Below are 22,039 nucleotides of genomic sequence, written 5' to 3'. Positions count from 1 at the left end.
CCCTGGTTGCAGAGCTGCCCTGGTTAGAGGGCGGCGGCAGCATCCCTGACTTTGATCAGGGTGCGGAGGTTCCTTGTGGTGGTGCTTGCCTTGTAGCGTGGCTTGGCGGAGAGCTTGCTGAACGGACTGTCCAAAGTCCCGCCGGCAGGGGCCAGCCAGGCGGAGGCTTCGGGGCCCAGGCGTATCTGCTCCACGCCGTCCAGGGCGTCGCCCGCAGCGAAGAGCTCATCGAGCAAGGCGGAATCGGAGGCCAGGGTTATGTAGCTGTGCGTCGACTTGTCATCGGCCGGATAAGGGCAGGCATCCACAAGTTCGGCGACGCGCTTCGAGGTCAAAACCACCACCCAGGCGTCGTAACCGAAGGAGTCCCGGAGGCACTTCTCGAACTGTGCCTTAACTTCTTTGGGGCTGAGGTCGCTTTGGAGCACAACGTTTCCACTGGCCAAGAGAGTCTTGACCTTGGAGAACGGGTAGTCCTGGAGTGCTGCCTTGAGATCGGCCATCTTGATATTGATGCCGCCTACATTGATCCCGCGCAGGAAAACGGCGTAGCTTTCCATGGCTAGTCGTTGTTCTTCCGCAAGGCTTCAGTGAGGACCCGCGCGGCATTGCAAACGACTTCGGCGTGGAGGCGGCCGGGCTGGCGTGTCAGGCGTTCGATTGGACCGGAGATGGATACCGCGGCGATGACCCTGCCGGACGGTCCGCGCACCGGCGCCGAAACAGAGGCGACCCCAGGCTCGCGTTCGCCGAGGCTCTGACCCCAGCCCCGGCGTCGTACTCCTGCCAGGACCGTGGGCGTGAACCGGGCGTTCTGCAGTCCTTCCAGAAGGCGGTCGTGGTCTTCCCATGCCAGCAGTACCTGTGCGGCGGAGCCGGCCTTCATGGACAATTGGGTGCCTACCGGAATGGTGTCCCGAAGGCCGATGGGACGCTCGGCTGAGGCCACGCATACGCGCCAGTCGCCTTGGCGGCGGAAAATCTGGGCGCTTTCGCCGGTGGCGTCGCGTAGTTGGATGAGGACCGGACCGGCGGAGGCAATCAACCTGTCTTCGCCGGCAGCGGAGGCAAGCTCGACAAGCCTGCTGCCAAGGACAAAGCGCCCTTGGATGTCCCGGCTGACAAGCCGGTGGTGGACCAGCGCCAGGGCGAGCCGGTGAACCGTGGGCCGTGCCAGTCCGGTGGCTGCTACGAGTTGGGCAAGTGTCGTTGGCCCTGCCTCAAGGGCGTCGAGCACTTGGGCCGCTTTATCTATGACACCGACTCCACTAGAATTGTCCATGTAATGATATTGCCGTCTCAATATCTGAGATGCAAGTTGTTTCGCTGGCCTATTTCGCAGCGGTGCTGCTTCAGTGGAACAAGACCACGTGTCAGTGGACGCAGAACAAAAGCAATAAGCCAACCGCAGTGAAGGGAGCAAGGCCGTGGGAAAGACACTGGCCGAGAAAGTCTGGGACGCGCACGTTGTGCGCAAGGGTGAAGGCGAAGGAGCCAACGCCCAGCCCGATCTTCTCTTCATCGACCTGCACCTCGTCCACGAAGTGACGTCGCCGCAGGCCTTCGAGGGCCTGCGCCTGGCCGGCCGCAAGCTCCGCCGGGTGGACTTGACCATCGCCACGGAGGACCACAACACTCCCACGCTGGATATCGACAAGCCGATCGCCGATCTCACCAGCCGTACGCAGATCGAAACCCTGCGCGCCAACTGCAGGGAGTTCGGTGTCCGCCTGCACTCCCTTGGCGACAAGGAACAGGGCATCGTCCACGTCGTAGGGCCGCAGTTGGGCCTCACCCAACCCGGCATGACCGTGGTGTGCGGCGACTCCCACACTTCCACCCACGGCGCGTTCGGGGCGCTTGCCATGGGCATCGGCACCTCCGAAGTCGAGCACGTCATGGCCACACAGACGCTGTCCTTGAAGCCGTTCAAGACCATGGCCATCAACGTTGAAGGCACGCTGCGTCCAGGAGTCACTGCCAAGGACATCATCCTGGCGGTCATCGCGAAGATCGGCACGGGCGGCGGGCAGGGCTACGTCCTGGAATACCGAGGTTCTGCTATCCGGGCCCTGTCCATGGATGCACGCATGACCATTTGCAACATGTCCATCGAAGCCGGCGCACGTGCCGGTATGGTCGCCCCCGACCAGACGACCTACGACTACATGCAAGGCAGGCCGCATGCGCCCGAAGGCGCTGACTGGGATGCCGCCGTCGAGTACTGGAACACGCTGCACACCGATGAGGACGCCACGTTCGACGTCGAGGTGGACCTGGATGCCGACACCCTTGAGCCGTTCGTGACCTGGGGAACCAACCCGGGCCAGGGCGTTTCCCTTTCGGCCAAGGTCCCGTCCCCGGAAGATTTCGGCGACGAGAACGCCAAGGCCGCCGCAGAACGCGCCCTGAGCTACATGGGCCTCGAAGCAGGAACACCCATGAAGGACATCCGCGTGGACACTGTCTTCCTGGGTTCCTGCACCAACTCACGCATCGAGGACCTGCGCGCGGCAGCGGACATCATCCGCGGCCGGGAGAAGGACCCGAAGGTCCGGATGCTGGTTGTTCCCGGATCCGCCCGCGTCCGCCTCGAAGCCGAAGCTGAGGGCCTGGACAAGGTCTTCAAGGAATTCGGTGCCGAATGGCGCTTCGCCGGCTGCTCAATGTGCCTGGGCATGAACCCGGACCAGCTGGAACCGGGGGAGCGTTGCGCCTCGACGTCCAACCGCAACTTTGAGGGCCGCCAGGGCAAGGGTGGCCGCACACACCTGGTCTCTCCCGTGGTGGCAGCAGCTACGGCCGTCCGCGGCACGCTGAGCTCGCCCTCGGACCTCGAGTCCGCCAGCACAGGCACTTTGACCGGAATCGCAGTCTAGGAGGATCCCATGGAAGCTTTCACAACCCACACCGGCATCGGGGTCCCGCTTCGCCAGAGCAATGTGGACACCGACCAGATCATCCCCGCCGTCTACCTCAAGCGGATCACCCGCACCGGTTTCGAGGACGCACTGTTCGCCGCTTGGCGCAAGGACGAGTCCTTCATCTTGAACCAGGCTCCGTTCAACGCCGGTTCCGTGCTGGTTGCCGGACCTGATTTTGGTACCGGATCATCGCGTGAGCACGCGGTCTGGGCGCTCAAGGACTACGGATTCAAAGCCGTCCTCTCTTCCCGTTTTGCCGATATTTTCCGCGGCAACTCCGGCAAGCAGGGACTCCTGGCCGCGCAGGTGGCCCAGGATGACATCGAACTGATCTGGAAGGTGCTGGAGAACGCTCCCGGCACCGAGGTGAAGGTGGACCTGGTCAGCAAGACGGTGGAGTGCGGCAACGTGGTGGCGACCTTTGACATCGACGACTACACCCGCTGGCGCCTCCTGGAGGGGCTGGATGACATCGGCCTGACCCTCCAGCACGAGGAAGACATCACCGCGTACGAAGCAACCCGGCCCTCCTTCAAGCCCAAGACGATCCCGGCGAAGGTTGAGGCCAGCTGACTCTGACCGGTCAACGAAAATTGCGCTCATAGAGGACCGCCGGAGCCCGCGTCAGGGACCCGGCGGTCCTTTTTTGCGTCCGTCTCGCCGGAGTAGCAACCTCGCGGCGCGGGGCGGGTCCATTTCGGTTCGGTAACGCGAGCTTCTATGCTTAGCTGGAGCCTTTGTAAGTTTGGGGGGCGAGTAGTCGTGAGGAAACCGGTATAGATGAGTAGTGTTCTGACAATCCGCGGTGGCGTCCCATTAACCGGACGAGTGACCGTTCGCGGTGCCAAGAACCTTGTGCCCAAGGCCATGGTGGCCGCGTTGCTGGGCAGTGAACCATCGGTGCTGAGGAACGTGCCGGAAATCAAGGATGTAGAGGTTGTCACCAGCCTTCTGCAGCTCCACGGAGTGACTGTGGTGAAGGATCCGGTGTCGGGTGACCTCACCCTGGATCCCACAGAAGCCAAGACGGCCTCCAGCACTGCTATTGACGCCCACGCAGGGGACTCCCGCATTCCCATCCTGCTGTGCGGGCCGCTGATCCACGCGATCGGCGAGGCCTTCATTCCCGATCTCGGCGGATGCAAGATCGGCGACCGCCCCATCGATTACCACCTCAACGTGTTGAGGCAGTTTGGTGCAGTGGTCGAAAAGCGCCCAGGCGGCATCCACATTTCAGCCCCGCATGGCCTGCACGGTGCCAAGATTTCCCTTCCCTACCCGTCGGTCGGAGCTACGGAGCAGGTTCTGCTCAGCGCAACACGCGCCGAAGGCATCACGGAGCTCATCGGCGCGGCGACCGAGCCTGAGATCATCGACCTCATCGCTGTCCTCCAGAAGATGGGTGCCATCATCAGCGTCCAGACTGACCGCACCATCCGCATCGAAGGCGTCAAGGACCTCCGCGGGTACAACCACCGCGCACTCCCGGACCGCAACGAGTCCGCTTCCTGGGCCTCCGCTGCCCTGGTAACCCGCGGCGACATTTTCGTTGAAGGCGCCTCCCAGCGCGACATGATGACGTTCCTGAACACCTACCGCAAGGTGGGCGGCGGCATGGATATCGGCGATGACGGCATCCGTTTCTACCACCAAGGCGGAAAGCTCACCCCGCTGGTACTGGAGACGGACGTGCACCCCGGCTTCATGACCGACTGGCAGCAGCCCCTGGTGGTCGCACTGACCCAGGCGGAGGGTGTATCGATTGTCCACGAGACCGTCTACGAGAACCGCTTCGGCTTCACCGAGGCTTTGGCCCGGATGGGAGCGAACATCCAGGTGCACCGCGAGTGCCTTGGCAGTGTGCCGTGCCGTTTCGGCCAGCGGAACTTCCTCCACTCGGCAGTGATTTCCGGCCCCACACCCCTTCGTGGCACCGACATCGACATCCCGGATCTCCGCGGCGGCTTCAGCCACCTCATTGCGGCACTGGCAGCAACAGGTACGTCAAAAGTCACCGGGATCGATATCATCAACCGCGGTTACGAGCGCTTCACTGAGAAGCTGGCCGCCCTGGGCGCCGATTTCGACATCACCACCATCAAGTAGCGGGGGATCCCTTGAAGGAATCGGCCACGAGCCGTGCCATGTTCATATTGCTGGCGGGCCTCGCACGTCCGGCGATGAATATGTTGATGGCAAAGAAGTGGGAGGGCCTTGAGAACCTTCCTGCGGGTGGTTTCATTGCGGTGCCGAACCACTGCACTGAGATTGATCCCATTGTGGTGGGGCACATGGTGTACAACCAGAAGCGGCCACCCCACTTCCTGGCGAAATCGGGCCTTTTCAAGGTGCCTGTGCTGGGCAGCTTGCTGCGCGCCGCGAAGCAGATTCCCGTTGAACGCTCGACGGCGGGAGCGAACCGCTCGCTGCAGCTCGCCAAGGAGGTGGTGGACGCCGGTGGCGCCATCATCATCTATCCGGAAGGCACCCTGACCCGGGATCCCAACCTTTGGCCGATGAAAGGCCACACCGGGGCTGCCCGCCTTGCCTTGCAAACGGGGGCGCCCGTAGTTCCTGTCGCGCACTGGGGTGCCCAGGAGGTCTTCCCGCGCTACGCCAAGCGGTTCCACGTCTTTCCCCGCAAGACTGTCCGCGTCCTGGTGGGCGAACCGGTGGATCTGAGTTCCTTCGCGGACAGGCCCCTTGACCGGGCTACCCTCACCGAAGCCACCGACGTGATCATGGACGCCATTACGGCCCTCCTCGAAACGCTTCGTGGCGAATCCGCGCCGGCTGAACGCTGGGACCCATCGCTCCACAAACAAAGCAAGCACGGCCGTCTGGTCGAGGGAGCTCCCTCCGAGGACCAGGACCCGGAGGCCGGCAAATGACGCTCATCGAAAGCGCCGGCTTCGTTCCCAGTACCGTAGCGGTTCTGGGAGCGGGGTCCTGGGGCACCACGTTTGCGAAGATCCTGGCAGACGCGGCAGCTGCTGCGGGTATTGAACGCAGCATCCGCATCTGGGGGCGGCGGCCGGAAGTCGTGGAGCAGATCAATTCACTTCACCGCAATAAGCAGTATTTGAAGGACATCGAGCTGCCTGCATCCATCATCGCTTCCACGGATGTAGCGGAGGTCCTGAAGGACGCCACCTTGGTGGTCCTCGCCGTGCCGGCCCAATCACTGAGGCCGCAGTTGGGAGACTGGAAGCCACTGGTGTCCTCTGAGGCCGTGGTGGTGTCCCTCATGAAGGGCCTGGAATTGGGCACCGACGCCCGTATGAGCGAAGTCATTGCCCAGGAACTTGGTCTCTCGGACACGCGTGTGGCCGTGGTATCCGGACCCAACCTGGCAATGGAAATCGCCCGGGAGCAGCCCACCGCCTCAGTGGTGGCCTGCAGCGACGCGGACACGGCTGCGGCGATTGCCTTGTGCTGCACAGCTCCCTATTTCCGTCCGTACACCAGTACGGACGTTGTAGGTGTGGAGATCGGCGGAATCGTCAAGAACGTGATTGCCCTCGCCGTGGGGATCTGCGAAGGGCGGCAAATGGGGGACAACACCAAGGCCTCGGTGATTACGCGTGGCCTCGCGGAGACGTCGCGGCTAGCCCTGGCGTTGGGCGGCGAAGCACACACGATGGCAGGCCTCGCAGGTCTCGGCGACCTCGTTGCCACCTGCTCCTCAGCGCTTTCCCGGAACCACACCGCCGGACGCTTGCTCGGTGAGGGGTTCAGCCTGGAGCAGGTGGCAGAAAAGATGACGCAGACCGCTGAAGGCATCAAATCCGGCCCTGCCGTGCACGAACTGGCTGGAAAACTGAACGTCGAAATGCCCATCACCGCGGCCGTAGTCGCCGTGCTTGAAGGCAGAATGTCCGTTGATGACCTTGGGCCGCGACTGTTGGCCCGGGCACTGAAGTCCGAAGGCGACTACTGATGGTGAATGAAGAATCCACACCCTTGAAGGCCAAGCCCCGCGTGGCGATCCTCTTTGGCGGCCGCTCAAGCGAACACGCTGTCAGCTGTGTCACGGCGGCCGGTGTCATGGGGGCCATTGATACCAACAAGTACGACGTCATCCCCATCGGCATCGCGAAGTCGGGTCAGTGGGTCTTGGCCTCCGGCGACACCAGCCAGTGGTCCCTCAGTTCCACGGCCCTTCCCGAGGTGGCGACCTCCGGTAAGACCGTGACATTGGCCGAGATTGGCGGGTCGCACCAGCTGATCGTGACCGAACCCAATGCGGTTCCGCAGGTACTGGGATCCGTGGACGTCGTCTTCCCGCTGCTGCACGGGCCCTGGGGCGAGGACGGGACCATCCAAGGCCTCCTTGAACTGTCCGACACCCGCTACGTGGGGGCCGGAGTGTTGGCCTCCGCCGTGGGAATGGATAAGCACTTCATGAAAGTGGTGTTTGAATCCGCCGGCCTGAAGGTGGGGCCGTACATCGCCGTGACGGACCGCGACTGGGTGACCGACGCCGAGGCCGTCCGCAAGCGTGTGGACAAGCTCGGATTCCCGGTCTTCGTCAAGCCCGCCCGTGCGGGTTCCTCCATGGGAATATCCAAAGTGGACTCGCTGGAGGACCTGGATGCCGCCGTCGAGGAAGCGCGCCGCCACGACCTGAAACTGGTTATCGAAGCCGGAATCGTGGGACGTGAAATCGAGTGCGCCGTTCTGCAGGGGCGTGGCACCGATGCGCCCCGCACGTCGATGCCCGGAGAAATCGCCGTGGCTGCCGGGGAACACCAGTTCTACGACTTCGCTGCCAAATACGTGGAGGACGGGGCTGCAGCCCTCAGCTGCCCTGCCGACATGCCTGATGAAGCCATCGCCCGGGTAAGGGAACTGGCAGCGGTCGCCTTCGACGCCGTCGGTGCCGAGGGACTCAGCCGGGTGGATTTCTTCTACACTCCCGCCGGTGAACTGATCATCAATGAGATCAACACGATGCCGGGCTTCACTCCCAAGAGCATGTACCCGCAGATGTGGGCCGCTTCCGGATTGGCTTACGGCGAGCTGATCGATGAACTCATCCACTTGGCGCTGACCCGGAAAACGGGCCTGCGCTAACGAACTTGCCCGCCCTGACGTACTTCCTGCGCTGACTTACTTGTTTGTGGGCAGGTTCTGCAGGTCCTCCTGGCCAACGCACTTGCCGGTCGCCTTGATTTTTCCGACGGCGGCTGCGAGTTCGGTCAGGACGGTTGCGGAGCTGATGTTGGCGGCTTCCAATTTGACCGGATCGATCAGGATTTCCGTGGCCGGCTCACGACCAAACGTGGTGAGCGTGTACACCGGATCTCCTTCTTTGATGACCCAGTCGATGTCGTTGACGCTGACACAGCGGTCCGTTGTTGGGCCGGGAACATTGACGCCGCAACGCAGGATGACCTGCGAAGGATCTCCCCAGGCCGCTGTCGCCTGGCTGTTGGTGTTGCGGAGGGCGGCATCGCCGATCTTGTCAGGCAGCGCAACCATCATCGGGGCACAGGCAGGGTTGGCGGCGTCCGCGGCAGCGGTAACGTCGACAGCTGGAGAACAGGCAGACAAGGCGAGGACGGATGCTGAAGCCAGCGAAATGGCCATGGCAGTCCGGCGGAGGGTCTTTCGGTGCATCCCTTTAGCCTATCCCGCAAGCACGGCCGGCCGGCCGGGAGTAGCCCCGGTCACAAAGCCGCGGAGCCAGTCGCGAACCCCTGCGTCGTTATCCTGTCGGTGGATCGCGATAGCGTAGAGCCGTGCCAGCAGAACAATTGACAGTCCAGGACCTCTCGGAGTCCGAGCTCCTTGCCAGGATCTTCCCCCGGCTGAACAGCAGCCCCGGCATCCTGTTGGGACCCGGGGATGATGCAGCCCTGGTCGCTGCGCCGGATGGCCGCACCCTGATCTCCATCGACACCCAAACCCAGGACCAGGACTTCAGGCTCCAGTGGAACAACGGCTACAGGACCAGCGGATACGACGTCGGTTGGAAAGCTGCGGCGCAAAACCTCAGTGACATCAACGCCATGGGTGGCAGTGCTACTTCCCTGGTGGTGAGCCTGACCATGCCTCCGTCAACTCCGGTCGACTGGGTGGAAGCTTTTGCAGACGGCCTGACAGCGGCCATAGTGGCCTTGGGCGCCCCGGACTGCTCAGTTGCAGGCGGTGACCTCGGCCGCGGCCGCGAGATCGCGGTGACCGTGGCCGTCGTCGGAACTCTTGCCGGGGTGGCGCCGGTGCTGCGCTCCGGCGCGCGTGCCGGAGACATTGTTGCGGTGGCCGGGACGCTGGGACGGGCGGCCGCCGGCTGGGCGTTGCTCGAGAGCGATATCCCGATCGGGAAACTCAGCGATGAGTTGAGGGGCTTCGTGGACAGCCAATGCAGGCCTTTCCCGCCGTTGGAGGCCGGCCCGCTCGCTGCAAGGGCGGCCGCCACGGCCATGCTGGACATCTCGGACGGCTTGCTGCGCGACGGCGGCCGGCTGGCCACTGCCAGTGACGCGGTGCTGGATTTCGACCCCCTCGCGTTGAAAAAATATGCCGCCGTGTTGGAACCGGCCGCCGCTTTGCTGGGCAAGGAAGCAATGCAGTGGGTTCTGGGCGGGGGAGAAGACCACGGGCTGCTGGCCACGTTCCCAGCAGGAATTCAGCTGCCGCACGGCTTCACTGCGATAGGCTCAGTTCAAGCCGTTGTCGAGCCGCCAGGCAGCGGCGTCCGGATTGCCGGGCTTGCTGCTGACACCGTTGGATGGGATCACTTTGCAGACTAAGATCGCCGCGAATGCACACGCCATGAAACGTTGGCTCAGCAAGGCGGAAGTGGTCCTTGGCAACCACAGCGACCGCCTCAATGCGATCAACATCTTCCCCGTTGCCGACGGTGACACAGGCACAAACCTCTATCTCACGGTACGGGCCGCCGCTTCCGCCTTGGATGAAGCCGCACCTGATTCGTCCGAATCCGGCCACGATGTTGGCGCCGTGTTGTCCAAAGCCGGCCAGGCAGCCATGGAGCAGGCACGGGGCAACTCGGGAACGCTGTTCGCCGTGTTTTTGTGCGCCGCGGCCGAACCTTTGGCCGGCAAAACGCGCCTTAGCGCCCCGCTTCTCGCCACCGCGTTGAACAGGGCACAAATCCGCGCCTGGTCTGCGCTCAGTGAGCCTGTGGCCGGAACCATGCTCTCCGTGCTGGAAGCCGCAGCGCACGCAGCGCAGCGAGTTGACGCTGAGCAGGACGGCGACGACAGCAACCATGCCCTTGGCCTGTCGCTGGATGCCGTGGTGGAAGCTGCCTATCAGGCCGTTCTGCGCACGGAGGGGGAGCTGGCACAGTTGCAGGCGGCACACGTGGTCGATGCCGGCGGCGTGGGCATGCTGCTGGTGCTGGACTGCCTTCGTTCTGCGGTCCTGGGCGAAGAGTTGCAGGACGAGATCCTGGACGACCTTCATGGGTACAAACTGCAGGATCCCCACATCCATGAGCACATGCCGGCCGACGACGGAGTGGAGGTCATGTGCACCATCAGTCTTTCCCCGCTCAATGCGGCCATCCTGCGTCAAAGACTGGATGAGATGGGGGACTCGGTCATCATGAGCCAGGTTGGCGGCACGCAGGCCAGCGACGACGACGACGAGGAATCCACCGTCGAAGCCAGCTACCGTTGGCGTGTCCACGTACACGTCCCGGACCCGGAGCCCGCCGTCGAATTGATCAGGTCGCTCGGGGAACCGAGCGATATCGCCGTTAGCCAGCTTGCCCTGCCCCGGCATGATTCAGACCAGCCACGGCATGACTACTGAACTGGACCTGCCTCTTGAACGCAGGATCGGCAAGCGGTCAGCAGCCGTTATTGACAAACATCTTGGCCTGAAAACATCCGGTGCCCTGCTGAACTATTTCCCTCGGCGTTACCTCAGCCGTGGGGAGCTGACTCCCATCAGCAATCTTCCGCTGGACGAGGAAGTCACGCTCATAGCCCGTGTCCTCTCCAACAGCTCCCGGCAGATGCGGGCGCGGCGTGGCTCCATCACGGACGTAGTGGTCACCGACGAAGCCGGAGGAAGTGGCGTTCCCGGAACGCTGAAGGTGAGTTTCTTCAACGGGTTCCGGGCCAAGGCGGAGCTTCTGGCTGGTCGCCGGGCCATGTTTTCGGGGAAGGTCACCCGCTATGGCGGGGCTCTGGGCCTGACCAATCCGGATTTCCTTTTGCTGGACGAGGACCCGGATGCCGAGGGCGCGGCGGACCCTGCGAAACTCGCGGCCATGCCCATTCCGGTGTACCCGGCTACGGCGAAGCTGACCAGCTGGTCCATCCATAAGGTCATTACTGCCCTGCTTCAGACCATGGACCTTGATGCGCTGGAGGACCCCATCCCTGCGCATATTGCCGGCAGGGACGGCTTCCTCAGCGTCGCGGATGCGTACCGACTGATCCATTCACCCGAGACTCCGAAGGACTGGCAGAGGGCGCAGGAGCGTTTCCGCTACCAGGAAGCCTTGGTCCTGCAGACTGCGTTGGCCCGGAGGCGGGCCCAGCTCGCGGCTGAGGAAGCGACGGCCAGGCGGCCATTGGCGGGTGGACTGCTCAGCAAATTCGATCAGAACCTGCCCTTTACGCTGACCGCCGGCCAGTCCGCCGTCGGAAAAACGGTTGCCGAAGAACTGGCCCGGGACACGCCCATGAACAGGCTTCTGCAGGGTGAGGTGGGTTCCGGCAAGACCATCGTCGCCCTGCGGGCCATGCTCCAGGTGGTGGATGCCGGAGGGCAGGCTGCCCTTCTTGCGCCAACGGAAGTCCTTGCGGCCCAACACTTTGACTCCATTCGGCGAACACTTGGCCCGCTGGCCCGGGACCACATGTTTGGTGGGGCGGGCATGCTCGGAGGCGACTCGTCGCAGCAAGCCGTGCAAGTAACCTTGCTGACCGGTTCCATGCCCACTGCCGCACGGAAACAGGCAATGCTGGACGCAGCTTCGGGAAATGCCGGAATCGTGATCGGTACGCATGCCTTGCTGAGCGACAAAACCAGTTTCCAGGACCTCGGCTTGATCGTCGTTGACGAGCAGCACCGCTTCGGAGTGGAACAGCGTGATGCGCTCCGGGCAAAAGCGCAGCGGCCTCCGCACTTGCTCGTGATGACCGCAACCCCCATCCCGCGCACTGTGGCGATGACAGTTTTCGGCGACCTCGAAACCTCCATCCTGGATGAACTTCCCGCAGGCCGAGCACCAATTTCCACCCATGTGGTGGGCCTTTCCGAAAACCCCGGCTGGGCGGACCGCATCTGGAAACGGTCCCGGGAGGAGGTCGAGTCGGGTCACCAGGTCTATGTGGTGTGCCCCAAGATCGGATCGGACGACGACGGCGACTTCAGTCCGGGGGAAGCGGAGCCAAGCGACGCTGCACTCTCGGACGAGGGGCCGGCGAGGGAGCTCGCGTCGGTGACTGCCGTCGTCGAAAGCCTCCTGCAGGAACCAGCCCTGGCCGGTGTTCCGGTCGCCCCGCTTCACGGCCGGCAGGATCCCCAGGTGAAGTCTGAAACCATGGCCTCCTTTGCGTCCAACCAGACCAAAGTGCTGGTGTCCACAACCGTCATTGAGGTGGGCGTGGATGTCCACAATGCCACCTTGATGGTGATCCTGGACGCTGACCGTTTTGGCATTTCGCAGCTCCACCAGTTGCGCGGACGGGTGGGCCGGGGCGGGCTGCCTGGCACGTGCCTCCTGGTGACCACCCTGGAACCGGGACATCCGAGTCGTCGCCGGCTGGAAGCCGTTGCGTCCACCACTGACGGTTTTGAGTTGTCGCAGGAAGACCTGAAGCTGCGCCGGGAAGGCGACATCCTGGGTGCATCGCAGTCCGGGGGACGGTCGACGTTGAAGTTGCTCCGCGTCCTTGAGCACGAGGACATCATTGCCCGCGCACGCGCCGACGCCCAGGCCTTGGTGGGGCAGGATCCTGCGCTGCAGGACCAGCCTGCCCTTGCCGCTGCAATCGATCAGTATTTGAATCCCGAGAAGGAGGCGTTCCTTGAACGCGGTTAGAAGCCCGAGGCAGCGTCCACAGGGAGTGCGGCAATGAGCCGGATCATCGCTGGTGTCGCCGGCGGAAATCCCTTGGCCAGCGTCCCGGGGACCGCCACGCGACCCACTACGGACCGCGTCAAGGAAGCCTTGTTCTCGCGCTTGGAATCACTGGCGGTCATTGACGATGCCAGGGTCCTTGACCTCTACGCGGGTTCGGGTTCCCTGGGTGTTGAGAGCGCCAGCAGGGGAGCCCGCAGCGTGGACCTGGTGGAATTCGATGCCAGGGCCAGCGATGTTTGCCAGCGTAACGCTGACTTGGTCAACCAGAGCGTTGGAACCAAGAAGGTCTCCGTGCACCGCTCAAAGGTGGAGTCTTTCCTGGAGCGCGCCGGAGATGCCTCGGTGTGGGACTTGGTCTTCCTTGACCCGCCCTACCCCTTGGACGAGCCTGCCTTGGGCGCGGTGCTCGCAAAGTTGGCCTCACACCTGGATGAGGCAGCCGTGGTGGTGGTGGAGCGCAGTTCCCGCAGCCCGGAGCCGGCGTGGCCTGAAGCCATGGAGTGTTTCGCCCACAAGAAGTACGGCGAGACGAAGCTGTGGTTCGCCGAACCTGCCTAGCTACTTGCTGATCCGGTCCAGTTAGCCGCTGATCCGGTCCAGGTCCACCCCGTGAAGGACCGCGGCCGGGTGGGGGCCGCGGGCAAGGAGTTCAGCTGTCCATTCCGCGGGCCATGGCCTGCGGGTGCCAACCAGGATGATGTTGCCCGGATAGCGGCCCTCAAACATCCCGGCCTCCGCGAAGGCAGCGACATCCGTCATGGCCTCGCGCAGTGCCAATACCTGGCTGCGGACCAGCGTGAGCGCAGGCTCGTCGCCCACATTGACTATCAGCACGCCGTCGGAAGTCAGCAGCGCAGCCGCTTCTTCATAGAACTCCCTGCAGGCGATATGGGCAGGCGCCTCGGGGCCGGAGAAGATATCAAGGATGACGACGTCGAAGGCGGCTTCGGAGCTCAGCCCGGCCAGGGCATCGCGGGCATCGCCGATGTGGGTGGTCAGTTTTGTGCCTTCAGGCATGGGCAGTTTCTGAAGGACGAAATCAAGAAGTTCGCGTTCCAGTTCAACGGCATGCTGTTCGGAGCCGGGCCGGGTGGCTTGGATGTAGCGGGCCAGCGTGAGCGCTCCGGCCCCCAAATGCAGGGCCCGGATAGGCTGGTCGGACCCGGCGGCCAAGTCCACCACATGCCCGATCCTGCGGAGGTATTCGTAGAAGATCTCAGCCGGATCGGCGAGATTGACGTGTGATTGCTCGGCGCCGCCGATGCTGAGGATGAAGCTGCCCCCTACCAATTCGTCCTGTTCAATGCTGGCGTGTTGGCCCGTTGTTCGGAGGAAACGCGCAGCGTGGCCGGAGTCGTGCGGCTTCACAGCCGGTCCTTGAGCGTGGCAAGCCGTCCGGCCGCTTCTTCCAGGACGTCGACCTTCTTGCAGAAGGCGAAACGCAGCAGGCTCCGGGTTCGTTCGGCGCCGTCGGCATGGCAGAAGACGGGGACGGGGATGGCGGCCACCCCCACGAGGCCGGGCAGGCGCCTTGCCAGGTCTACGGAGTCCCGGATGCCCAAGGGCGAGGTATCGACGTTGATGAAATAGGTGCCACTCGGGTTGTAAACGCTGAAACCTGCGGCTCGGAGGCCTTCTGCGAGGATGTCGCGCTTGTGGCGAAGGGTCTCGGCTATGCCGGTGTAGAACTGATCGGGCAGGCCAAGTCCCACGGCGATGGCACCCTGGAAGGGCGTGCCGGAACTGTAGGTCAGGAATTGCTTCACGGTACGCACCGAAGCCACCAGATCTGCGGGGCCGCTGAGCCAGCCGATCTTCCAGCCTGTGAAAGAGAAGGTCTTGCCGGCCGAGGAGATGGTGATGGTCCGTTCGGCGGCGCCCGGGAGGGTGGTCACGGGGATGTGCGGTACTCCGAAGGTGAGGTGTTCGTAGACTTCGTCGCTGAGGATGATGGCCCCGTATTTGGCGGCCAACTCCACGATCCTGCTCAGCACGCTTTCCGGAAAGACAGCACCCGTGGGATTGTGCGGGTTGTTCAGGAGGACAATCTTCGTTCTGCTGCTGAAGGACTCTTCCAACGTGGCGAGGTCGGGCATGAAATCGGGTGCCAACAGGGGAGCGGTGACATGCGTGGCACCTGCCAAGCCGATGACTGCTCCGTACGAGTCGTAGAACGGCTCGAAAGTCAGGACTTCGTCACCGGGCTGGACAAAAGCCAGCAGCGCGGCTGCGATGGCTTCGGTTGCCCCCGTGGTGACCAGCACTTCATTTTCGGGATCGGGGGCAAGGCCGTAGAAGCGCTGCTGGTGCGCTGAGACCGCTTCCCGCAACGCGGCGACACCCTTGCCGGGCGCGTACTGGTTGGCACCGGCTGCGATGGCAGCCTGTGCAGCAGCTTTGATCTCGGCGGGGCCGTCCTCGTCGGGAAATCCTTGCCCCAGGTTTATGGCACCGGTTGATACCGCCAAAGTGGTCATCTCTTCGAAGATGGTGACTCCCAGGTCCCCGGAAGGGGATAGCAGGTTGGCTCCAACAGCGGCCCGTTTCCAAGGTGCCTGAGTGCCGGCGGAAGTTCCAGTGAACGGGGTGCTGCTGCCTGCTGATGCCATGGCAGCCATGGTATCCCGGCAAAGCCATGGGGTAGGTTCGTCTCATGAGACGCGCGGTATGCCCTGGATCCTTTGACCCTATCCACAATGGACATCTCGAAGTCATTGCCCGGGCCGCCGGCCTGTTCGATGAAGTCATCGTGGCCGTGTCCACCAACTACGCCAAGAAGTACCGGTTCAGCCTCGAGGACCGCATGGAGATGGCGCGTGAAACGCTCGCTTCCCTGCGTGGCATCATCGTCGAACCCATGGGTGAAGGCTTGCTCGCCGAGTATTGCCGGCACAGGGGCATCTCGGCCATTGTCAAGGGCCTGCGCTCATCCTCGGACTTCGATTACGAGTTGCCGATGGCCACCATGAACCGCCAGTTGGCCGGCGTCGAAACAGTCTTTCTGCCCGCCGAGGCGCATTACGTGCATCTGTCCTCCACCTTGATCAAGGAAGTCAATGTCCTGGGTGGCGACATCTCGGATTTCGTGCCGAAATCGGTGTTGAAGCGGCTTCTTGCTGGCGAGCCGCCCACTGACCTTCCACGCAAGGGGTAGGCTTGTGGGGTACCTGCGCCCTCATGCAGAGTTCCCTCAAGCTGAATCCAGTGCGCTTCTGCGCGCGCCCGGCGTCAGTTTGAGTCCTCAAGCGTGATCAGGCTAAGATGGTACGTCGGTCATATGTTCTACAGGAGTTCTCATTAAGCGAGATGCAAGTTCGCCCTTGGCGCTGGTAGTCAAGGACCTTGGACGCAGTCCAGGGACCATGCGGACACTCAACGAGCATGTACCTGCGCCAAGTGACCTTGGTGTGGCGCTCATTGGCGTAAAGGAAGGCTCGGATATCGAGCTGGATCTTCGTCTTGAGGCCGTACACGAAGGAATTCTGGTATCTGGATCCGCGATTGTCGAAGTAACCGGCGAATGCGGGCGATGCCTGGATCCCCTTGCGTATGACCTTGAGGTCAATGTGCAAGAACTTTTCTTCTACGAAGGTGCTGAGCTTTCGGCCGAAGAAGACGATGAAGAGCAACGTCGAGTCGAGTACGATCTAATCGATCTTGAGCCGGTGTTGCGGGACGCAGTTGTCACTATGCTGCCGTTCCAGCCGGTGTGCCGGGAAGACTGCCAGGGCCTGTGCTCCGAATGTGGAGCGCGTCTGGAAGACGAGCCGGGGCACCACCACGAGGTCATTGACCCTCGCTGGGCTGCCCTAGCTGATCTGGCTAAGACTGACCGGCAAACCGATTAGTAAGTGTTCGTCTAAGAGAGAAATGAGATAGCCGTGGCTGTTCCCAAGCGGAAAATGTCTCGCGCAAATACACGCGCCCGCCGTGCCCAGTGGAAGGCAACTGCCCCCAACTTGGTCAAGACCATCGAAAACGGTCAGGTTACCTACAGCCTGCCGCACCAGGCAAAGGTCGTTACTGACTCTGCCGGCACCGCGCTGTTCCTTGAATACAAGGGCCGCAAGGTCGCAGACGCCTAATCTGCCGTAGAGGCTGACTAGGATGTCTTCAACTGAAGAGCTTCTGAAGCGTCTCGGTGTCTCCATTGACACCGAGACGCTTCGTCTTGCTCTCACACATCGCTCATACGCGTATGAGAACGGCGGGATCCCCACCAACGAGCGCCTCGAGTTCCTCGGCGACTCCATCCTGGGCTTCTCCGTGACCGATTCCCTTTACCGTGAGAACCCCACGCTGCCCGAAGGCGAGCTCGCCAAGCGACGCTCCGCCGTCGTCAGTACGCGCGCGCTGGCCGGAATCGGCCGTGAGATCGGCGTGGGCGAGTTCATCTACCTCGGTCAAGGCGAAAAACTAACCGATGGCAAGAACAAGGCCTCCATCCTGGCTGACACCATGGAGGCGTTGATCGGTGCCACGTACCTGTCCAACGACATGGAAACTGCACGCCAGTTGGTCATGCGCCTGGTGGGACCGCTCCTGAAGGACGCAGGCGCCCTCGGGGCCGGGACTGACTGGAAGACGAGCATCCAGGAGCTCACCGCAAGCCGGCAACTGGGTGCCATCCACTACGCCGTGGAAGGCTCTGGTCCTGACCATGCACGGACCTTCGAAGCTGTGCTGAACATTGGCGGGACTCCCTACGGGCGCGGTTCCGGACACTCCAAAAAGGAAGCCGAGCAGGAAGCTGCGGCCGATGCCTGGCGTGCCCTGACTGCCCTGGATGCAACCCCTGCCGGTCCCGCCTCGGCTTGAGAGCCCATGCCTGAGCTTCCCGAAGTAGAAGTGGTGCGTCGCGGCCTGGCCAAGTGGGTCCGGGGCCGGACCATCACCGCCGTCGAAGTACTGGACCCGCGCTCCATACGGCGCCACGTGCTGGGCACCGAAGACTTCGTGGGAAATCTTGAGCACGCTGTAGTCCTCGACGTCGTGCGCCGCGGAAAGTTTCTCTGGATGCCACTGTCCATGGACGGTTACCCAGGCGAGGGCACACTCCCGAAGGTGGCGCTGATGGCGCACTTGGGAATGAGCGGGCAGCTGCTGATGCAGGACCCTGACGTTCCGGACGAGAAACATCTCAAGGTCAGGATTACCCTGAGCCCGGTGGAAGGCATGCCGGAGCAGTTGCGGTTCGTGGACCAGAGGATCTTCGGTGGACTCTTCGTCACGTCGTTGGTACCCACTGCGGACTCCGGACCCGGCGGACTGGGCGAGACGCCCCTGCCAGAGATCGCCGAAGAAGCCTCGCACATAGCCCGGGACCCCTTGGACCCTTTCTTCTCCTTCGACGCGTTCTACCGGAAAATCAAGAACCGGAAGACGGGCCTCAAACGCGCCCTCCTGGACCAAGGGGTCATTTCCGGTATCGGAAACATCTACGCGGATGAAGCCCTGTGGCAGTCACAACTGCATTACGCACGGGCCACCGATACTTTGCGGCGGGGAGATGCGGAGCGGCTCATCAGCGCTGTGAAGGATGTCATGAACGCCGCTTTGGCTGCCGGTGGAACCAGCTTCGACTCCCTGTATGTCAACGTCAACGGAGATTCGGGCTACTTTGCACGCTCGCTCAATGCCTACGGGCGCGCCGGTGAATACTGCGGACGCTGTGCTGCCAAGGGCCTCCAGAGCATGATCAAACGGGAACAATTCATGAACCGTTCCTCCTACACCTGCCCGGTCTGCCAGCCACGTCCACGCAATGGTCGTTGGTAGCGCCAAAACTGTTCCGGAAAACGGGCGTGGGTGGCAGACTGTCCCCATGAAACGCTTGGCGCGGCACATCGCCATCGCACGGCCGAACGCCACCCCATCGAGGGTGGCGTCAGTTCTACCCGCCGCCATCGCATCCACGGCATTCAAGGCCCTTACGGGCACGCACGTCCTTGCGGGAACGCCATGATGGCGCGGCGGCTGGTCATCGCGGGTATTTGCCTCGCTGTGCTGATCGCCGCCGTCGCAATTGTCTTTGACCAGCTGGCTGTGAAGTCGGGGCCGTCGGCTCAGGCTACGGCCTCATCCTCTCCAAGCCCGGGACTGACGGGCCCCGGGTCGACGACCTCCGGCGGCACCGGCTCGCAGGGCGCCGAGGCACCCACCTCCGGCAGTACGCCGTCGGGCACTTCGGGGGGCGGCACTGCTGGAAACGGTGGCGACGGCGGCTCTTCGCCCTCAGGTGGCCAGGCGCTGGAAGTCCTGCCTCCTGTCACCGCAACCCCCACCGGCCTGCCGGCGCCGACTGCTCCCGCTCCGCTCATCACCGGTGCCTTGCCGGCGCCGGGAACCGCAGCGGGCGAAGTGGTGGACGGGTGGCCGGCGGGAGTCCTTACCCTTCCGGCCGGAACCACTGTCGGTTCCACCTCGGTCTCGACCTCCGGAAACACCCTCCAAGTTGCCGCTGACGGCATTGTGGACAAGCCGCAGGCAGAGGTGCTTGGTTCCTTCCGTGACTCCCTGGTGGCCCATGGATTCTGGTCGGAAGAAGCGCCCGCCGCAGATGGCGCCATGGCTTCCCGGTTCGTGCGCGGCACGGACACGGTCACTGTTTCGGTGTCGACTACAGGCACAGGCAGCTCACGCTTCCAGCTATTGGGCAGCCTGCACACGACGACGGGCTGAGGCATCCATGTACATTTCCCTTTCGGACCGCAGCGGCGGTAAACGGGATAAGTCGCAGGACACGGGAACGGCACTGTTGGGCGAGGTGCCGTTCCGCTTGTCCCCGGTTATCCTGTGGCTGGGCATAGTCAGCATGGTGACGGACGTGTCCTCGGAATCGGTTTCGGCGATCCTGCCCTTGTACGTGACCGGATTCCTTGGCCTTTCCACTATCGCCTTCGGCTTCATCGACGGCATCAACCAAGGTGCCAGCGCCATAGTCCGGATTGCCGCCGGCTGGGCTGCCGACCGCACCGGCCACCCAAAGCGGATAGCTTTGGCCGGTTACGGACTGTCCATGCTGGCCAGGATCGGTTTCCTCTTTGCCGGGGGTTTTTGGGCCATTGCGGCGATTGTCACCGGTGACCGCATCGGCAAAGGCATCCGCACGGCTCCCCGTGACGCGCTTATTTCCGTATCCGCGCAACCCGAACATCTGGCAAGGTCCTTCGGGGTGCACCGAATGTTGGACAACATTGGTGCAGCGGCGGGGCCCTTGATCGCCTTCTTTGTGCTTTTGGTCATTCCCAACGGGTTCAGCACCGTGTTCGTGGTGTCGTTGGCCTTCGCTGTGATTGGTGTCGCTGTCCTTGGCCTGGTGGTGCCCGACGTCCAGGCCCGCGCGCTCAAAGGTGCGCAGGCCCGGCAGGAGAGGCGTCTTTTCGCCTTCTCCTGGAGCCACCTTAGGGAACCGGGCTTGGGCAAGCTGCTGATCGCAGCCGGGCTTTTGGGCCTGGTGACCATGGGCGATGGTTTCATCTATCTGGTGCTGCAGGACAGGGATTCCTTTGCTGTCCAGTGGTTTCCCTTGTTGTTCGTAGGCACCAACGTGGTGTTTCTGGCGTTGGCCATTCCGCTGGGAAGGCTGGCGGACAGGGTTGGAAAGATACCGGTTTTCATAGGCGGGCACGTCGCGCTGCTGGCCACCTACCTGCTGGCCGCGGCACCCTTTGGAGGTTTGTGGGCGACAGTGGGTTGCCTGATCCTGTTGGGAGCGTTCTACGCAGGTACCGACGGCGTCCTGGCCGCCTTGGCCAGCCAGCTGACACCTTCGGGGAAACTCGCCACGGGAATCGCATCCGCCCAGACTGTGGTGGCCCTTAGCCGTATGACAGCATCGGCCGGGTTTGGTGTGCTGTGGTACGCGGTTGGCGCTTCCGCTGCGATGCTGGTGGCCGCGGCGTTGTTGGCCTGCGCCGTTATTGCTGTGTTCTTCATCCTCCGTGGTGCCAAACGGGCGCAAACAGCCGACGTCAGTGACGGCGCATGAAGGATCAGGCCGCCCAAGGGGTCGCCGGAGGAAGGGTGCGGTGGGGCGCGCTCCTGGTGGTAACGGTACTGGTGTTGGTCACCGCCGGAATCTACGCGGTGGGAGCGTATCAGCGTTTTGAAGAGAGCCGGACGGCAGCTTCGTCCGTTGGAACTTCAGCAGGTGGGCAGATTCCTGCGGCTCCATTCGTACTGTTCCGGAACACTGCGTCGGGCCAGGGCTACGGAAATGCCGCAACAGTACCGTTGTCCGACCCCGGCGGCACCCGGGCCATCAGCGGGCAGGATTGCGACCGGGTCTACGGTTCCCTGGACAGCGTCGTGTGCCTGCGCACCAACCGTGGGCTGGTGACCTCCTTCGAAGCCGCAGTGTTCAACCGCAACTGGGAGCAACAAAGATCCTGGCCGCTGCCCGGAATACCCAGCAGGACCCGGATCAGTCCCGATGGTTCCATGATCTCCACTACCGTGTTCGTCACCGGCCACTCCTACGCCACTGCAGGATTTTCGACCGCCACCGAGATCAGCGTCCCCGGCGGAACTTCCGGCAACCTTGAGGACTTTGCCCTGCTCGTCAACGGCGAGCGCCTCCAAGTCACGGACCGGAACATCTGGGGCGTGACCTTCGCCCCGGGGCAAGCTGACGTCTTCTATGCCACAGCGGCCGCTTCCGGGCGCATTTGGCTGGTACGCGGGAGCTTGTCAGCGAGAACCCTGACAGCTATCCATGACAACGTGGAGTGCCCTTCGATTTCCCCGGACGGGACCAGGATCGCGTACAAGAAGAACGACGGCGGTGCGCTGGCGGCACATTGGAACGTCGCGGTTCTTGACCTCGCCACCGGACAAGAAACCGTCCTTGCCGAAAAGCGCAGCGTGGACGACCAAGTCGAATGGCTGGATGGGAAGAACCTTCTCTATGGGCTGCCGGACGAAACCACCGATGGGGACAGCAACATCTGGAAGCTGGGAACGGATCCCGCCGAGCAACCAAGCATGTTTATCGCCCATGCTTGGTCGCCCAGCGTTGTCCATTGAAGCCCTGTTGTCC

The 22,039-nt window shown here is 63.0% G+C and carries 24 protein-coding genes; 19 read left to right on the top strand and 5 right to left on the bottom strand.

Going from position 1 to position 22,039, the window contains the following annotated elements; genetic code table 11:
• Positions 1–23 precede the first annotated feature (23 nt).
• Entirely contained in the window at positions 24–560 is a 537-nt protein-coding gene (locus PJL15_RS05645; RefSeq protein WP_281450221.1) for a DUF1697 domain-containing protein, read from the bottom strand.
• Positions 561–562: 2 nt separating this feature from the next.
• The gene (locus PJL15_RS05640) at positions 563–1,282 is read right to left on the bottom strand and encodes an IclR family transcriptional regulator (RefSeq protein WP_014922101.1); all 720 of its coding nucleotides are present in this window, start codon (positions 1,280–1,282) and stop codon (positions 563–565) included.
• A 145-nt stretch (positions 1,283–1,427) separates the two neighbouring features.
• On the opposite strand from PJL15_RS05640, the gene leuC reads away from it, so the two are divergent.
• From leuC to PJL15_RS05610, 6 genes are all read left to right on the top strand, one after another.
• Positions 1,428–2,879 carry a 3-isopropylmalate dehydratase large subunit gene (leuC, locus tag PJL15_RS05635; protein ID WP_281450220.1) on the top strand — a complete coding sequence of 484 codons (1,452 nt, stop codon included), beginning with the start codon at positions 1,428–1,430 and terminating at the stop codon, positions 2,877–2,879.
• 9 nt (positions 2,880–2,888) lie between these two features.
• The gene (leuD, locus tag PJL15_RS05630; protein WP_281450219.1) at positions 2,889–3,497 is read left to right on the top strand and encodes a 3-isopropylmalate dehydratase small subunit; all 609 of its coding nucleotides are present in this window, start codon (positions 2,889–2,891) and stop codon (positions 3,495–3,497) included.
• A gap of 207 nt (positions 3,498–3,704) precedes the next feature.
• A complete protein-coding gene (gene murA, locus PJL15_RS05625) occupies positions 3,705–5,030 on the top strand; it encodes a UDP-N-acetylglucosamine 1-carboxyvinyltransferase (RefSeq protein ID WP_281450218.1) in 1,326 nt (441 codons plus the stop codon).
• A gap of 11 nt (positions 5,031–5,041) precedes the next feature.
• Positions 5,042–5,815: a lysophospholipid acyltransferase family protein gene (locus PJL15_RS05620; protein ID WP_281450217.1), complete on the top strand. Its 774-nt coding sequence runs from the start codon at positions 5,042–5,044 to the stop codon at positions 5,813–5,815.
• Positions 5,812–6,864, top strand: a complete 1,053-nt coding sequence (locus PJL15_RS05615) for an NAD(P)H-dependent glycerol-3-phosphate dehydrogenase (protein ID WP_281450216.1) — start codon at positions 5,812–5,814, stop codon at positions 6,862–6,864. The genes PJL15_RS05620 and PJL15_RS05615 overlap by 4 nt, the downstream gene beginning before the upstream one ends.
• Positions 6,864–8,000, top strand: a complete 1,137-nt coding sequence (locus tag PJL15_RS05610; RefSeq protein WP_281450215.1) for a D-alanine--D-alanine ligase family protein — start codon at positions 6,864–6,866, stop codon at positions 7,998–8,000. Before PJL15_RS05615 ends, PJL15_RS05610 begins: the two co-directional genes overlap by 1 nt.
• Before the next feature lie 36 nt (positions 8,001–8,036).
• Here PJL15_RS05610 and PJL15_RS05605 read toward each other — a convergent pair whose 3' ends face one another.
• Complete coding sequence (locus PJL15_RS05605) at positions 8,037–8,546, bottom strand: DUF3515 family protein (RefSeq protein WP_281450214.1); 510 nt, start codon at positions 8,544–8,546, stop codon at positions 8,037–8,039.
• A 122-nt stretch (positions 8,547–8,668) separates the two neighbouring features.
• Here PJL15_RS05605 and thiL point away from each other — a divergent pair, with 122 nt between their 5' ends.
• Genes thiL through rsmD form a run of 4 tightly spaced genes read left to right on the top strand, consistent with a single transcriptional unit; the run spans position 8,669 to position 13,557 of the window.
• Positions 8,669–9,682 (top strand): thiamine-phosphate kinase, encoded by a 1,014-nt coding sequence (thiL, locus tag PJL15_RS05600; RefSeq protein ID WP_281450213.1) that lies wholly within the window; start codon positions 8,669–8,671, stop codon positions 9,680–9,682.
• 22 nt (positions 9,683–9,704) lie between these two features.
• Positions 9,705–10,712, top strand: coding sequence for a DAK2 domain-containing protein (locus tag PJL15_RS05595; RefSeq protein ID WP_281450212.1), 1,008 nt, complete (start codon positions 9,705–9,707; stop codon positions 10,710–10,712).
• Positions 10,702–12,957 carry an ATP-dependent DNA helicase RecG gene (locus PJL15_RS05590; RefSeq protein WP_281450211.1) on the top strand — a complete coding sequence of 752 codons (2,256 nt, stop codon included), beginning with the start codon at positions 10,702–10,704 and terminating at the stop codon, positions 12,955–12,957. The genes PJL15_RS05595 and PJL15_RS05590 overlap by 11 nt, the downstream gene beginning before the upstream one ends.
• A gap of 33 nt (positions 12,958–12,990) precedes the next feature.
• Positions 12,991–13,557: a 16S rRNA (guanine(966)-N(2))-methyltransferase RsmD gene (gene rsmD, locus PJL15_RS05585; RefSeq protein ID WP_281450210.1), complete on the top strand. Its 567-nt coding sequence runs from the start codon at positions 12,991–12,993 to the stop codon at positions 13,555–13,557.
• A gap of 21 nt (positions 13,558–13,578) precedes the next feature.
• Here the strand turns inward: rsmD and PJL15_RS05580 are convergent, their stop codons facing one another.
• Both PJL15_RS05580 and PJL15_RS05575 read right to left on the bottom strand, forming a co-directional pair.
• Entirely contained in the window at positions 13,579–14,367 is a 789-nt protein-coding gene (locus PJL15_RS05580) for a spermidine synthase (protein WP_281450209.1), read from the bottom strand.
• The gene (locus PJL15_RS05575; protein WP_432443796.1) at positions 14,364–15,617 is read right to left on the bottom strand and encodes an aminotransferase class I/II-fold pyridoxal phosphate-dependent enzyme; all 1,254 of its coding nucleotides are present in this window, start codon (positions 15,615–15,617) and stop codon (positions 14,364–14,366) included. Before PJL15_RS05575 ends, PJL15_RS05580 begins: the two co-directional genes overlap by 4 nt.
• 35 nt (positions 15,618–15,652) lie before the next feature.
• Here PJL15_RS05575 and coaD point away from each other — a divergent pair, with 35 nt between their 5' ends.
• The 9 genes from coaD to PJL15_RS05530 all read left to right on the top strand — a co-directional run bounded on the left by coaD (position 15,653) and on the right by PJL15_RS05530 (position 22,026).
• A complete protein-coding gene (coaD, locus tag PJL15_RS05570) occupies positions 15,653–16,153 on the top strand; it encodes a pantetheine-phosphate adenylyltransferase (protein WP_281450207.1) in 501 nt (166 codons plus the stop codon).
• Between the two features lie 166 nt (positions 16,154–16,319).
• Complete coding sequence (locus tag PJL15_RS05565; protein ID WP_079582429.1) at positions 16,320–16,847, top strand: YceD family protein; 528 nt, start codon at positions 16,320–16,322, stop codon at positions 16,845–16,847.
• Between the two features lie 33 nt (positions 16,848–16,880).
• A complete protein-coding gene (rpmF, locus tag PJL15_RS05560; protein ID WP_011775139.1) occupies positions 16,881–17,084 on the top strand; it encodes a 50S ribosomal protein L32 in 204 nt (67 codons plus the stop codon).
• Between the two features lie 22 nt (positions 17,085–17,106).
• Complete coding sequence (gene rnc, locus PJL15_RS05555) at positions 17,107–17,817, top strand: ribonuclease III (RefSeq protein ID WP_281450206.1); 711 nt, start codon at positions 17,107–17,109, stop codon at positions 17,815–17,817.
• Between the two features lie 6 nt (positions 17,818–17,823).
• A complete protein-coding gene (mutM, locus tag PJL15_RS05550) occupies positions 17,824–18,777 on the top strand; it encodes a bifunctional DNA-formamidopyrimidine glycosylase/DNA-(apurinic or apyrimidinic site) lyase (RefSeq protein ID WP_281450205.1) in 954 nt (317 codons plus the stop codon).
• A gap of 46 nt (positions 18,778–18,823) precedes the next feature.
• A complete protein-coding gene (locus tag PJL15_RS05545) occupies positions 18,824–18,964 on the top strand; it encodes a hypothetical protein (protein ID WP_281450204.1) in 141 nt (46 codons plus the stop codon).
• Complete coding sequence (locus PJL15_RS05540) at positions 18,961–19,680, top strand: hypothetical protein (protein ID WP_281450203.1); 720 nt, start codon at positions 18,961–18,963, stop codon at positions 19,678–19,680. The genes PJL15_RS05545 and PJL15_RS05540 overlap by 4 nt, the downstream gene beginning before the upstream one ends.
• A 7-nt stretch (positions 19,681–19,687) precedes the next feature.
• Positions 19,688–20,989, top strand: a complete 1,302-nt coding sequence (locus PJL15_RS05535) for an MFS transporter (protein WP_432443795.1) — start codon at positions 19,688–19,690, stop codon at positions 20,987–20,989.
• The gene (locus PJL15_RS05530; RefSeq protein ID WP_281450202.1) at positions 20,986–22,026 is read left to right on the top strand and encodes a TolB family protein; all 1,041 of its coding nucleotides are present in this window, start codon (positions 20,986–20,988) and stop codon (positions 22,024–22,026) included. Before PJL15_RS05535 ends, PJL15_RS05530 begins: the two co-directional genes overlap by 4 nt.
• The last annotated feature ends 13 nt before the right edge of the window (positions 22,027–22,039 follow it).

Source organism: Paenarthrobacter nitroguajacolicus, assembly GCF_029952445.1.
Lineage (GTDB): Bacteria > Actinomycetota > Actinomycetes > Actinomycetales > Micrococcaceae > Arthrobacter > Arthrobacter nitroguajacolicus_B.
The sequence above is the reverse complement of the archived record's forward strand: the minus strand, read 5'-3'. Positions and strand labels throughout refer to the sequence as shown.